The 14,393-nt window shown below is 66.9% G+C and carries 7 protein-coding genes and 2 rRNA genes (1 of these 9 running past the window's edge); 3 read left to right on the top strand and 6 right to left on the bottom strand.

The features are described 5' to 3' along the window. The 5 genes from AMYBE_RS0125985 to AMYBE_RS0126005 all read right to left on the bottom strand — a co-directional run. Positions 1–1,592, bottom strand: a 23S ribosomal RNA gene (locus AMYBE_RS0125985); it reaches 1,531 nt to the left of the window's first position. Between the two features lie 301 nt (positions 1,593–1,893). Further along, positions 1,894–3,412, bottom strand: a 16S ribosomal RNA gene (locus AMYBE_RS0125990). The 16S and 23S rRNA genes sit together here, the layout of an rRNA operon. A gap of 508 nt (positions 3,413–3,920) precedes the next feature. Beyond that, complete coding sequence (locus tag AMYBE_RS0125995) at positions 3,921–5,480, bottom strand: amidase (protein WP_020662321.1); 1,560 nt, start codon at positions 5,478–5,480, stop codon at positions 3,921–3,923. Between the two features lie 46 nt (positions 5,481–5,526). Further along, positions 5,527–6,870 (bottom strand): type I glutamate--ammonia ligase, encoded by a 1,344-nt coding sequence (gene glnA / locus AMYBE_RS0126000; protein ID WP_020662322.1) that lies wholly within the window; start codon positions 6,868–6,870, stop codon positions 5,527–5,529. A gap of 64 nt (positions 6,871–6,934) precedes the next feature. Beyond that, positions 6,935–8,215 (bottom strand): MFS transporter, encoded by a 1,281-nt coding sequence (locus AMYBE_RS0126005; RefSeq protein WP_020662323.1) that lies wholly within the window; start codon positions 8,213–8,215, stop codon positions 6,935–6,937. 92 nt (positions 8,216–8,307) lie between these two features. Between AMYBE_RS0126005 and AMYBE_RS0126010 the strand changes: the two genes are divergently transcribed. Together AMYBE_RS0126010 and AMYBE_RS0126015 are read left to right on the top strand one after the other, a co-directional pair. Beyond that, positions 8,308–8,943 (top strand): LppX_LprAFG lipoprotein, encoded by a 636-nt coding sequence (locus tag AMYBE_RS0126010; protein WP_020662324.1) that lies wholly within the window; start codon positions 8,308–8,310, stop codon positions 8,941–8,943. A 122-nt stretch (positions 8,944–9,065) separates the two neighbouring features. Next, the gene (locus AMYBE_RS0126015; protein ID WP_425386914.1) at positions 9,066–10,262 is read left to right on the top strand and encodes an IS30 family transposase; all 1,197 of its coding nucleotides are present in this window, start codon (positions 9,066–9,068) and stop codon (positions 10,260–10,262) included. A 68-nt stretch (positions 10,263–10,330) separates the two neighbouring features. Here the strand turns inward: AMYBE_RS0126015 and AMYBE_RS0126020 are convergent, their stop codons facing one another. Further along, positions 10,331–11,953, bottom strand: a complete 1,623-nt coding sequence (locus AMYBE_RS0126020) for an alpha/beta hydrolase (RefSeq protein ID WP_020662326.1) — start codon at positions 11,951–11,953, stop codon at positions 10,331–10,333. A gap of 99 nt (positions 11,954–12,052) precedes the next feature. Here AMYBE_RS0126020 and secA2 point away from each other — a divergent pair, with 99 nt between their 5' ends. After that, positions 12,053–14,392, top strand: coding sequence for an accessory Sec system translocase SecA2 (secA2, locus tag AMYBE_RS0126025; RefSeq protein ID WP_020662327.1), 2,340 nt, complete (start codon positions 12,053–12,055; stop codon positions 14,390–14,392). Position 14,393 lies beyond the last annotated feature (1 nt).

A 14,393-nucleotide genomic window follows, 5' to 3' on the forward strand; every position in this document is an offset into this window, starting at 1 on the left:
TCCGTCCGAAGACTTCNNCNNCGGCTTCGGGTGGTTAGTGTCAACCGCCTCGCCATGGGCGCACATGCTCGGGTACGGGAATATCAACCCGTTGTCCATCGACTACGCCTGTCGGCCTCGCCTTAGGTCCCGACTTACCCTGGGCGGATTAGCCTGGCCCAGGAACCCTTGGTCATCCGGCGGCAGAGTTTCTCACTCTGCATTCGCTACTCATGCCTGCATTCTCACTCCCGCACCCTCCACGACTGGCTTCCGCCGCCGCTTCACCGGATGCAGGACGCTCCCCTACCCATCAACACGACTGGACGCCCGCCTCAAGGACGAACGCCGATCTAAAGTGTCAATGACACAGCTTCGGCGGTGTGCTTAAGCCCCGCTACATTGTCGGCGCAGGACCACTTGACCAGTGAGCTATTACGCACTCTTTCAAGGGTGGCTGCTTCTAAGCCAACCTCCTGGTTGTCTGGGCAATCCCACATCCTTTCCCACTGAGCACACACTTAGGGGCCTTAGCTGGTGTTCTGGGCTGTTTCCCTCTCGACGACGAAGCTTATCCCCCGCCGTCTCACTGCCGCACTCTCACACCACGGTATTCGGAGTTTGGTTGATTTCGGTAACCCGGTAAGGCCCCTAGACCATCCAGTAGCTCTACCCCCGCGGTGAAACATGCGACGCTGCACCTAAATGCATTTCGGGGAGAACCAGCTATCACGGAGTTTGATTGGCCTTTCACCCCTACCCACAGCTCATCCCCTCAGTTTTCAACCTAAGTGGGTTCGGGCCTCCACGACGTCTTACCGTCGCTTCACCCTGGCCATGGGTAGATCACTCCGCTTCGGGTCTAGACCACGCGACTACAACCGCCCTGTTCGGACTCGCTTTCGCTACGGCTACCCCACCCGGGTTAACCTCGCCACGCAGCACTAACTCGCAGGCTCATTCTTCAAAAGGCACGCCATCACCTCAACGGCTCTGACGGCTTGTAGGCACACGGTTTCAGGTACTCTTTCACTCCCCTCCCGGGGTACTTTTCATCTTTCCCTCACGGTACTCGTCCGCTATCGGTCTCCAGGAAGTATTTAGGCTTACCGGGTGGTCCCGGCAGATTCACAGCAAATTCCACGAGCTCGCTGCTACTCGGGAACACCAGACAAACAACGACAACGTGTTTTCGCGTACGGGACTCTCACCCACTCCGGTCCGCCATCCCAAGCGGTTCCACTAACACGCGACATCATTCCGAGGACTGTCAGATCCTCGACGCTGGGTCCCACGACCCCGACCACACAACCCCTGACAGGTATCACATGCAATCGGTTTAGCCTCTTCCGCTTTCGCTCGCCACTACTCACGGAATCACGGTTGTTTTCTCTTCCTGCGGGTACTGAGATGTTTCACTTCCCCGCGTTCCCTCCACACCGGCTATATATTCACCGGCGGGTAACACCACATCACTGGTGCTGGGTTTCCCCATTCGGAAATCCTCGGATCACAGCTCGGTTGACAGCTCCCCGAGGCATATCGCAGCCTCCCACGTCCTTCATCGGCTCCTGAAGCCAAGACATCCACCATGTGCCCTTAACAACTTGACCACAAAGATGCTCGCATCCACTCTACAGTTCTCAAACACCACACCAGAAACAACGTGTGTTGCCTCAGGACCCAACAGCGCGCCAGCGAACAAGAACCCGCCCGGATCCGCGGCCGCCGTTCCACGCGAAGCCGAAGCCCCGCAGTACTAGGTCGGCGGCATCACCACCGCGAGAACCCGTAACCAGTAGTTCCACAATTCCTTGAGCAACCCGGACGGAAACACATTCGGCTTCCGAGCCCGAGCCACCCCGCGCCCTGGTTCCGGGTATCCCGGGGACGCGGATGTGTTGTGCTCCTTAGAAAGGAGGTGATCCAGCCGCACCTTCCGGTACGGCTACCTTGTTACGACTTCGTCCCAATCGCCAGTCCCACCTTCGACCACTCCCTCCCTTGCGGGTTGGGCCATGGGCTTCGGGTGTTACCGACTTTCATGACGTGACGGGCGGTGTGTACAAGGCCCGGGAACGTATTCACCGCAGCGTTGCTGATCTGCGATTACTAGCGACTCCGACTTCACGCAGTCGAGTTGCAGACTGCGATCCGAACTGAGACCGGCTTTAAGGGATTCGCTCCACCTCGCGGTATCGCAGCCCTCTGTACCAGCCATTGTAGCATGTGTGAAGCCCTGGACATAAGGGGCATGATGACTTGACGTCATCCCCACCTTCCTCCGAGTTGACCCCGGCAGTCTCCCACGAGTCCCCGCCATGACGCGCTGGCAACGCAGGATAAGGGTTGCGCTCGTTGCGGGACTTAACCCAACATCTCACGACACGAGCTGACGACAGCCATGCACCACCTGTACACCAACCACAAGGGAAGCCCCATCTCTGGGGATGTCTGGCGCATGTCAAGCCCAGGTAAGGTTCTTCGCGTTGCATCGAATTAATCCACATGCTCCGCCGCTTGTGCGGGCCCCCGTCAATTCCTTTGAGTTTTAGCCTTGCGGCCGTACTCCCCAGGCGGGGCGCTTAATGCGTTAGCTACGGCACGGACAACGTGGATGTCGCCCACACCTAGCGCCCAACGTTTACAGCGTGGACTACCAGGGTATCTAATCCTGTTCGCTCCCCACGCTTTCGCTCCTCAGCGTCAGTATCGGCCCAGAGACCCGCCTTCGCCACCGGTGTTCCTCCTGATATCTGCGCATTTCACCGCTACACCAGGAATTCCAGTCTCCCCTGCCGAACTCAAGTCTGCCCGTATCGACCGCACGCTCCACGTTAAGCGTGGAGATTTCACGGCCGACGCGACAAACCGCCTACGAGCTCTTTACGCCCAATAATTCCGGACAACGCTCGCACCCTACGTATTACCGCGGCTGCTGGCACGTAGTTAGCCGGTGCTTCTTATCCAGGTACCGTCACTTGCGCTTCGTCCCTGGCGAAAGAGGTTTACAACCCGAAGGCCGTCATCCCTCACGCGGCGTCGCTGCATCAGGCTTGCGCCCATTGTGCAATATTCCCCACTGCTGCCTCCCGTAGGAGTCTGGGCCGTGTCTCAGTCCCAGTGTGGCCGGTCACCCTCTCAGGCCGGCTACCCGTCGTCGCCTTGGTAGGCCATTACCCCACCAACAAGCTGATAGGCCGCGGGTTCATCCTGCACCGCCGGAACTTTCCACCACCAAAGATGCCTCCAGTGGTCATATCCGGTATTAGACCCAGTTTCCCAGGCTTATCCCAGAGTGCAGGGCAGATTACCCACGTGTTACTCACCCGTTCGCCACTCATCCCCGGCCGAAACCGGTTCAGCGTTCGACTTGCATGTGTTAAGCACGCCGCCAGCGTTCGTCCTGAGCCAGGATCAAACTCTCCAACAATGCTGTAAAGTTCGATCGAGACTATTCTCAATCATCATTCTCAAAGGAAACCCCGACGAGGGGGTTTCATATAAAAGCTCTACTGGCTTAGTTCACTAGCACACTGTTGAGTTCTCAAGCAACACACCCCGAACAAGTCCCGGAAAAACCGGACCAAGCTCGATGCGTTATTTCAAGCTTTTTGGTCGAGCATGCCGCTACCTGCGAGGTTAGTCGTAGGGAGTCGGCGGCCGCTCGTGGGCCGACGCTGAACGTTACCTGGTCCGATTCGCGGTGTCAACCCGCTCGGCCCGGGCTCCTGGTCCGGGAGGCTTGCGGCCCCGCCGGCCCGGTGTTCCTGGCGACGAAGAGAAGATTACATGCCTCTCAACCACCCGAAAACAGGGGGGTCACTTAACGACATCACCGCAGGTCAGTGAGCCTGTGCATGGGCGCCCAGCGCGACGACGGCCGCCGGCGGGCGCACCACGCGCCAGCCGACGGCCGCTGAAAAACCTGAACCAGGTGCCTACCGGGCAGGCAGCGCCGGGAGGAACTTCGGCGGCACCCGGACCGGCGCTACTCGTGTGTAGTCCGCGGCGATCGCGAGCATCTTGCCGTCGGCCCACTGCCCGCCCATGAACGAAATCCCCACCGGCAGCGGCCCGACCGATCCGGCCGGAACGGTGACTGCCGGGTAGCCGGCGACCGCGGCTGGTGTCGAGGACGGGATCACGTCGTTGTCGCCCTTGGCGCAGTCGGTCTTCCACGCCGGCGGGTTCGTCGGCGACGCGATCGCGTCCAGGCGGTACTTCGCGAGGGTTTCGTCCAGCGACCGCCTCGCCAGGTCGGTCAGCTCCGCGCGGTTCTTCCGATAGGCCGGATCGTCCGGGCCGGGGGCGGCCAGCGCCTGCTCGAACAGTTCCTGACCGGCGAAGCAAGTCCGCTCGAGCGGGTCGGCACGGTTGTACGCGACGAGGTCCGCCAGCGTGCGCGGTCCTGTCGGGCGGGTCGCCAGGTAGGCGTCGATGTCCCGGTGGAACTCGGTGAGCAGCGCCGGGAACTCCAGCTCGGACAGCCGGTCCTGGTACGGCAGGTTCACCTCGACGACGGTCGCCCCTGCTTTCTCCAGCGACGCCTTCACGTTGCTGACCACAGCGTCCGTGTCCGGGCCGAGCACCGGCAACCGCCACAAGCCGATCCGCGCGCCGCGCAGTACGCCGGGGCGGAGCAGCTTCGCGTAGTCGGCCGGCTGCGTCGACGGGTAGCGCAGCGTCGCCGGGTCCGCCGGGTCCCGGCCCTGCAGCACCGACAACGTGATCGCAGTGTCCACGACGTTGCGCGCGATGGGTCCCGCGGTGTCCTGCTCCGCGGAAATCGGCACGACCCCGTGTCGGCTGACCAGCCCCAGGCTGGGCTTGTGCCCTACCGTGCCGGTCATCCCGGCCGGGCACACGATCGACCCGTCTGTCTCGCTGCCGATCGCGACCTGCGCCAGCGAAGCGGCGACGCCAGCCGCGGACCCGGCGGACGACCCGCACGGGTTGTGGTCAAGCACGTACGGGTTGTGGGTCTGGCCGCCGACGCCGGACCAGCCGGAAGTCGGTTTCGCGGCGCGGAAGTTCGCCCATTCGGACAGGTTCGCCTTCCCGAGGATCACCGCGCCCGCGTCGCGCAGCCGGGTGATCAGCGTGGCGTCCGCGGCCGGCCGGCTGCGCAGCGCGCGCGAACCGGCGGTGGTGTTCTGGTCCCGGGTGTCCACGTTGTCCTTGACCAGCACCGGAATCCCGTCAAGCGGACCACGGATGCGACCGGTCCGGTGCCGCAGGTCGCTGGCCGCGGCCTGGGCCAGCGCACTCGGGTTGAGCGCGAGAACGGCGTTGACTTTCGGGTCCAGCGCCCGGATACGCGCCAGGTAAGCGCTGGTCAGGGCGATGGCGGTGAGCTGGCCGGCCGCCATCCGGTGCTGCAGGGACGGGATGTCCGCCCGGTCCAGGTCGAAGTACGGGTCGGCGGACGCCGGCGGTGCCGTCACCAGCCCCGCGGCCGCGACGAGCGCGGCCAGGACGGCGGGCAGTCTTCTTCCCATGTACCGATGCCTCCCCCACGTCGGGACGCGGCCGGGGCCGCCCCGTTCAGAGCATCGGCAACAGCGTGCGGAGCTCGTAGGGCGTGACCGCGCTGCGGTAGTTGTCCCATTCGACCCGCTTGTTGCGCAAGAAGAAGTCGTAGACGTGCTCGCCCAGAGCTTCCGGCAGCAGCTCGGATTTCTCCATCTCGGCAAGCGCTTCGCCGAGGTTCTGCGGCAGCTGCGCGTAGCCCGCCGCGCGGCGTTCGGCATCGGACAGCTGCCAGATGTTGTCCTCGGCGGGCGGCGGCAGCTCGTAGCCCTTTTCGATGCCCTTCAGCCCGGCGGCCAGGATCACCGAATAGGCCAGGTACGGGTTGCACGCCGAATCGAGCGTCCGGATCTCCACCCGGCGCGAGGACGCCTTGCCCGGCGAGTACATCGGCACCCGCACGAGCGCGGACCGGTTCGCCCTGCCCCACGAGACCGTCGTCGGCGCTTCGCTGCCGCTGATCAGCCGCTTGTAAGAGTTGACCCACTGGTTGGTGACCGCGGAGATTTCCTTGGCGTAGTGCAGGACCCCGGCGACGAACGCCTTGCCGGTCTCAGAGAGTTCGTGCGGGTCCTCGGCGTCGTAGAACGCGTTGCGGTCGCCTTCGAACAGGCTGACGTGGGTGTGCATCCCGGAGCCGGGCTGGCCGGTGAACGGCTTCGGCATGAAGGTCGCGTGCACGCCCTGGGTGAGCGCGACCTCCTTGACCACGTAGCGGAAGGTCATCACGTTGTCGGCCATGGTGAGCGCGTCGGCGTAGCGCAGGTCGATCTCCTGCTGGCCCGGCGCGCCCTCGTGGTGGCTGAACTCGACCGAGATGCCCATCGCTTCGAGCGTTTCGATCGCGTGCCTGCGGAAATGCGTCGCGGTGGCGTGCGCGGCCTGGTCGAAGTAGCCGCCGTTGTCCGCCGGCTCCGGCTCGCGGCCGTCGTCGGGGAGGTTGGCGAGCAGGAAGAACTCGATCTCCGGGTGCACGTAGCAGGTGAACCCGGCCTCGCTGGCCTTCGACAGCTGACGGCGCAGCACGTGCCGCGGGTCGGCCCACGACGGCGAGCCGTCCGGCATCGCGATGTCGCAGAACATCCGCGCGGAGTACGGGCTGCCCTCCGGCGTCTCCCACGGCAGCACCTGGAAGGTGGACGGGTCGGGCTTGGCGACCATGTCCGACTCATAGACGCGCGCGAAGCCCTCGATGGCCGAGCCGTCGAACCCGATGCCCTCGCTGAACGCGCCCTCCAGCTCGGCGGGCGCGACCGCGACGGACTTCAGGAACCCCAGCACGTCGGTGAACCACAGGCGAACGAAACGGATGTCGCGCTCTTCCAAAGTGCGGAGCACGAATTCCTGCTGGCGATCCATGGCCGAACCCTAACCAGCACGTGTTAACGCCATGTTTCACGGGTCACCCATCCCCGGATCGGGCTCAGCCGACCTGCGCGAGCTGGGGTTTCCCGGATCGGGTGATGGACAGCGACGCGACCGAGGCGATCACCGCGAGTCCGGCCGCGACGTACCAGGCGACGGCGTAGTCGCCGAGCTGGTCGCGCACCGCGCCCGCGGCCGAGGCGGCGAACGCCGCGCCCAGCTGGTGGCAGGCGAAAACCCAGCCGAAAACGATCGGTCCGGCCTCCCCGAACGAGCGAATGCAGAGCGCGACCGTCGGCGGAACGGTCGCCACCCAGTCGAGGCCGTAGAAGAGAATGAACGCCCACATGCTCGGCTGGACCGAGTTCGTGAACAGCTGCGGGAGGAGGGCGAGCGAGACGCCCCGCAGCGCGTAGTAGATGCCGAGCAAGATCCGCGGGTCGACCCGGTCGGTGAGCCAGCCGGACGCGATGGTCCCGACAACGTCGAAGATGCCGACGAGGGCGAGCAGGCTCGCGGCCGTGGTCTGCGGCATCCCGTGGTCGTGCGCGGCCGGGACGAAGTGCGTGCTGACCAAGCCGTTCGTCGTCGCTCCGCAGATGGCGAAGCCGATCGCGAGGAGCCAGAAGGTTCGCGTACGTGCCGCCTGGAACAGCACGCTCAGGCCGCGGCGGACGGTGCCGGTCTTCGGCTCCGGGCGGGCTACTTCGGTGCCTTCGGGCGCTCCATACGCGACAGTGCCGACGTCGGCCGGGTGGTCGCGTACGGCCAACAGCACGACCGGCACGACCGCGAGAGCGGCGATCGAGACCACCATCGACGCCGTACGCCAGCCGTCGCTGACGGCGAGTGACGCGATGATCGGCAGGAAGATCAGCTGTCCAGTCGCGCCTGCGGCGGTCAGTACGCCGGTTACGACGCCGCGGTGGCGTACGAACCAGCGCGTCGCGACCATCGCCGCGAAGCTCATCGCCATCGAGCCCGTGCCGAGGCCGACGAGCACGCCCCAGCAGAGGATCAGCTGCCAGCTGGCGCTCATGAAGACCGTGCCGCCAGCACCGAGGGCGACAACGAAGAGCGCGGTCGCCGAAACGCGCCGGATGCCGAAGCGCTCCATCAGAGCGGCCGCGAAGGGCGCGAAGAGGCCGTACAGGACGAGGTTGACCGAAACAGCGGCACCAATCGTTGCGCGGGACCAGCCGAACTCTTGGTGCAACGGGTCGATCAGGACGCCCGGCGCGGCGCGGAAGCCGGCCGCGGCCAAGAGCGCTACGAACGCGGCTGCCGCGACGAACCAGGCACGGTGCAGCTTGCGGGCGGGGAGGGTCTCAACGGTCACAGGTGGTCAGTCTGCTGGTCCGCGCGCGGCATCGACAGTGGCCGGAAGGACACCATCCGAAAGAATCGGGCCAACCGAGTAGGCTCTCGGCCATGCTCAGCCGACGTGCCCTGCCGGTGCTGCTGCTCTTCGGGTTGGCCGCCGGTTGCTCTGCGGCACCTCCGCTGCCCGCGGCAGGTGAGCTGCTCGCCGCCGCGAAGACGAACTTCGCCGCGGTCCGGAGCTTGCGCTTCACCGTCGGTGTCAACGGGGTGTTGCCTGGACTGCCGATGACGAAACTCAGCGGTGACATGACGCTGCAGGGCAAGGGCGCGGTGTCCGGCCGCGCCGAGTTCGTCGATCGAGCGTTCACGTTCGCTGTCTCCGGCAGCACCGCGACCACGAAGGACGCGAAAGGGCACGAAACGACCGGCTCCACGGCCTTCACCGCGAGCCGCTACCTCGGGCCGGGCGGGAGCCTCGTCGAACTGCTCGGCGCACTCCGGCAGCCGCAGACCGAGATTCGCGAGGTCATCCAGCAGATCGACGGTTATCGCGTCGGCGGGACACTGCCGCGGGCAGTCGCCGCGAAGCTGATCCCGCAGATCCACTCGGATGTGAACGTGAAGGTCTGGGTCACGGTCGCCGAGCCACGCCGCTTCGCGCGGATGTGGCTGCAAGTGCCGCCGGCGTCGGAGCGCGACAGTCCGGTGATGTACGAGGTCTTGCTGACCGATCAGCAGCCGTAAATCCGTGAAGGGCCCCTTGCCGGAATCTACTTGGGTTCTAGTGGTGGTTGCAACGCCTGAGTTGTTGAGGGGTTGCCGTGGCGGGGGTCCGGGAGGTTGCAGCGTCGCGGGGTCGGGGGAGGTTGGCGGCGGAACGCCGCCGGTATTTTGATCTTGTGGCGGAAGGCGTGGGAACGGTCGAGGCGTGCCGGGCTGTCGGGGTCGACCGGCGGACCGGGCACCGGTGGCGGCACGGGCGGCCGAGCCGGGCGGGGCGGACGGCCGTGCGGTCGCCGGCCCCGCCCTCGCGTCCGGCCCCCGTCGCCGATGCCCGCCCCGAGGCGCAGTCGCGGTTCCTGACGCAGCAGGAACGGCTGGCGATCGCCGACCTGCGCCGGGCAGGGGCCGGGGTCCGCGCGATCGCCCGGGAACTGGGCCGCGATCCCGCCACGATCAGCCGCGAACTGGCCCGCAACGCCCGTCCCGGCAGCCGCGGCTACCGGCCCTACGCGGCCCAGGCCCGCGCCGACGCGCGCCGCAAACGGCCCAAGACCGGCAAGATCGCGGCCTGTCCCGAGCTGCGCGACCTCGTGCAGGGCATGCTGCGCAAGAAGTTCAGCCCGGAGCAGATCAGCCAGCGGCTGCGCCGCGACCACCCCGACCGCCCGGAGCTGCACGTGACCCCCGAAACCGTCTACCAGGCCCTCTACGTCCAAGGCCGCGGCGAACTGCGCCGCGAACTGCACCGCGCGCTGCGCACCGGCCGCGCCGTGCGCAAACCCCGCCGCACCGGCGAAGCCCGCCGGCCCCGCTTCGCCGAACCCATGGTCATGATCAGCGAACGCCCCGCCGAAGCCGCCGACCGCGCCGTCCCCGGCCACTGGGAAGGCGACCTGATCATCGGCAAGGACGGAGCCTCCGCCATCGCCACCCTGGTCGAACGCGCCACCCGCTACACGCTCCTGGTCCCCCTGCCCCACGGCCGCGGCGCCGACGCCGTCCGCGACGCCCTCGTCACCGCCATGCACACCCTGCCCGACCACCTGACACGGTCCCTGACCTGGGACCAAGGCTCGGAAATGGGCCGACACCGCGAATTCACCATCGCCACCGGCATCCCCGTCTACTTCTGCGACCCCCACAGCCCCTGGCAACGCGGCAGCAACGAAAACACCAACGGCCTGCTGCGCCAGTACTTCCCCAAAGGCACCGACCTCTCCCTCCACAGCCCCGAACACCTCGCCGCCGTCGCCGCAGAGCTCAACTGCCGCCCACGCAAAACGCTCGGCTGGGACACCCCAGCCGAACGCCTCGCTACACTCCTCACCGAAACCAGCTAATCCAGCCTGTGTTGCGACGACCCCTCGAATCCGCCCTAAGTCCCGGAAGGAGCCCTTCACGGACGGGCTCAGCTGGCCTTGCAGCGAGTGCCCGCCGGCGGCGTCGTGCCGTCGATCAGGTACGCCGTCCCGACCTTGTCGACACAGGAGTTCCCCTGCAGGAACACCGTGTGCTGCGTGCCTTCGAAGGTGAGCAGTGCGCCGTTCAGCGCCTTCGCGAGGTTGACACCGGCCTGGTACGGCGTCGCCGGGTCGTTAGTGGTCGAGATCGTCAGCGTCTTCGGCAGACCCGGCACGTTCGGTTCGTGCGGCTGCGACGTGTTCGGCACCGGCCAGAAGGCGCAGGCGTCCCTCGCGGAGCTGGCCTGGCGGCCGTCGTCCAGGAACGGCGCGACCTTCACGTACTTCTCCTGCGCGTCCAGGATCTGCTTCGGATCCGTGACGCGCGGGTCGTCGACACAGCGGATCGCGGTGAAGGCGTCCTGCGTCGTGCCGTACCTGCCGTCCGGGCCGCGCTCGTTGTAGATGTCGGCAAGCTTCTCGAGCGTGGTGCCGCGCTGGAGCTTCAACTCGTTCAGCCCGGTGTTCAGGTACTGCCAGAGACTCTCCTGGTACAGCGCCTGGATCGCGCCTGTCGTCGCGTCTTCATAGGAAAGCTTGCGCCCGTCGCCGACAGGGACCGGGAAGTCGATCAGCCGGCGCGTAAGGTCCTGAAACTGCTTCGTCGCAGCAGCCGGGTCCTGGCCTAGCGCGCAGTCCTGACGCGCCGCGCACCACTTCGCGAACTCGTTGAACGCAGTGCCGAAGCCCTGCCCCTGCGCGATGAGCGAATCCTCCGGGCTCTGCGTCGGGTCGACAGCGCCGTCTAGGACCAGCGCGCGCACGTTCTTCGGGAAGGTCTCCGCATACGTGGAGCCGATGCGCGTGCCATACGAGTAGCCGAGGTATGTGAGCTTCTGGTCGCCGAGGACGCTGCGCAGCACATCCATGTCCTTCACGACGTCGCGCGTACCGACGTGCGAGAGCATGTCGTCGCCGTATTTCGTCCGCTGCGCACACTTCGAGGCGAAGTCCTTTTGCTCCGCTTCCTGCTTCGCGACGCCAGCGGGCGAACCGTCCGTCTCGCTGTCGTCGGCACGTTCGGCGTCGCGCTCTGGCCCGGTCAGGCACTTGATCTGCGGTTCGCTCGCGCCGATCCCCCGCGGGTCGAAGCCGACCAGGTCGAACCGCTTGCCGAGGTCGGACTGGTTCACCCGGTCGAGCAGCCCCGCCGCGGCGACCATGCCCGAAGCGCCCGGTCCGCCCGGGTTCACCAGAAGCGAACCGATCCGGTCGCCCTGGTCGCTCGCGCGGTGCCGCAGCACGCCGATGGTGATGGCCTGCCCATCCGGTTTGTCATAGTTCAGCGGGACGGTCAACCGGCCGCACTCGATGCCCTGCGCTCGGAAGGCGGACTGGGCGTCGTCCGAGGTCGCGTAGGGTGCACAGGCGGACCAGGACATGCTCTGCCGATAGAACCGCTCGAGTCCGGCGGGCACCGGGCCGGACGGGGCGTGCGATTCGACCGTGGGCGAGGGCAGGGCCTGTTCCGTGTTCGACGAGCACGCCACGAGCGTGGTCGCGAGCAGGCCGGAAGCCGCTAGCGCGAAGATTCGGCGGGCGTACGGGCTGGCGCTGGGATGACGGGACACGGTTTGATCGTGCCATCCGGGCGCGGAACTCCGACGCACCGTCGGCGCGTTGGGCAGTGCGGACGCGTCCGGAGACACATCGAGGCGAGGAGACCAGGGGTGGCATTGATCAGCCGGGTGGGCAAGCGGCTCCGCCGGATCATCCAGCGGCCGGGCAGCGTCGAGCTGACCCGCTACGAAGCGCTGCTGCCCGCTGTCGAGAAGCTCGAACCGGAGCTGGAGAAGCTCGACGACGCCGAACTCACCGAGCGCGCGGGCAAGCTGCGAGACGCGATCGGCGGTGCCGCCTCGTTCACCGACGACCAGCTGGTCGAGGTCTGCGCGCTCGGCCGCGAGGCGGCCCGGCGCAAGCTCGGCGAACGTGCCTTCGACGTCCAGCTGCTCGGCACGATGGGCCTGCTCACCGGCCACGTCGTGCAGATGGAGACCGGTGAAGGCAAGACGCTGGCCGGCGCGTTGGCCGCGGCCGGGTACGCGCTGCGCGGCCGCCGCGTGCACGTGGTGACCGTCAACGACTACCTCGCCCGCCGCGACGCGGAGTGGATGAAGCCGGTGTACGACCTGCTCGGCGTCACCGTCGGCTGGGTCGAGCCAGCGCACTCGAAGGAGGAGCGCAAGGAGGTCTACGGCCAGGAGGTCACCTACGGCGCGGTCGCCGAGATCGGCTTCGACGTGCTGCGCGACCGGCTGGTGACCCAGGCCGCCGACCTGGTGCAGCGCGCTCCCGAGGTGGCCATCGTCGACGAGGCCGACTCGGTGCTGGTCGACGAGGCGCGGGTGCCGCTGGTGATGGCCGGCTCGATCGACCACAACGACGCCGACGAGGAGGTCGCCAAGATCGTCCGGCGGCTGCGGCTCGGCCTGCACTACGAGACCGACTCCGAGGGCCGCAACGCGTGGCTGACCAGCGCCGGCGCCTCGGTGGTGGAGAAGTCGCTCGGCGGCATCGACCTGTACGACGAGTCCGGCTCGGACCGGCTCGCCGCGGTGAACGTCGCCCTGCACGCGCACGCTCTGCTCACGCGCGACGTCGACTACCTGGTCCGCGACGGCAAGGTGCAGCTGATCAACGCCGCCCGCGGCCGGGTCGCCGAACTGCAGCGCTGGCCGGACGGCCTGCAGGCGGCGGTCGAGGCGAAGGAGCAGGTCGCCGCCACCGACCGAGGCGAGATCCTGGACTCGATCACCGTGCAGGCACTGCTCGCCCGCTACCCGGAGGTGGCGGGCATGACCGGTACCGCGGTGGCGGTCGCCGAGCAGCTGCGCGAGTTCTACCGGCTCGAGGTCGCGGTGATCCCGCCGAACACCCCGAACGTCCGCGAGGACCAGCCGGACCGGGTCTTCGCCTCGCCGTCGCAGAAGCTGCGCGCGATCGAGGAAGAGATCCGCACGGTGCACGAGACCGGGCGGCCGATCCTCGTCGGCACCCAGGACGTGGCCGAGTCCGAGGAACTGGCCGAAAAGCTGGCGAAGGCCGACCTGCCGTGCGTCGTGCTGAACGCGCGCAACGACGCCGAAGAGGCCGCGATCATCGCCGAGGCGGGCACGAAGGGCGCGGTCACCGTGTCCACCCAGATGGCCGGCCGCGGCACCGACATCCGGCTCGGCGGCAGCGACGGCGCGAGCCGCGAGGAGGTCGCCGAACTGGGCGGTCTGCACGTGATCGGCACCGCTCGGTACCCGTCCAGCCGGCTCGACGGGCAGCTGCGCGGCCGGTCCGGACGACAGGGCGACCCGGGCAGCGCGATCTTCTTCGCGAGCTTGAACGACGACCTGGTGCTGTCGAACGCACCGGACCTGCCAGACGGCATCGACGCCGACAGCGAGACCGGCGAGATCACCGACCCTGCCGCGCACCGCCAGCTCAACCACGCTCAGCGCGTCGCCGAGGGCGTCGATCTGGAGATCCACCGCAACACCTGGCGCTACACCCGGCTGATCGAACGGCAGCGCGCCGAGCTGCTGGAACACCGCGACAAGGTGCTGCACACCGCGCTCGCCGCCGAGGAGCTGGAGAAGGCGCAGGAGGAGAAGTTCGGCGAGCTGAAGGAGAAGCTGGACGACGACGAGCGGGTCGAGCAGATCTGCCGCGAGGTCCGGCTGTTCCACCTCGACCAGCTGTGGTCGGATCACCTGGCGTATCTGACCGACGTGCGCGAAAGCATCCACCTGCGCGCGCTGGCCCGCGAGACGCCGCTGGACGAGTTCCACCGCGCGGCGATCCCGGAATTCCACAAGATCATCGCCGAGTCCGCGGCCCGGGCGGCGAAGACGCTGGAAGAAGCCGAGATCACCGACGACGGCATCGACCTCGCCGACGCCGGGGTGCGGCGGGCCAACACCACCTGGACCTACCTGGTGCACGACAACCCGTTCGACTCCGACTTCGAGCAGACGGTCAAGAAGGTCCGCAGCATGATGCGGATGAAGAAGTCCTGAT

Origin of the sequence: Amycolatopsis benzoatilytica AK 16/65 (genome assembly GCF_000383915.1) — a bacterium.
In the GTDB taxonomy this organism is placed as follows: Bacteria; Actinomycetota; Actinomycetes; order Mycobacteriales; family Pseudonocardiaceae; genus Amycolatopsis; species Amycolatopsis benzoatilytica.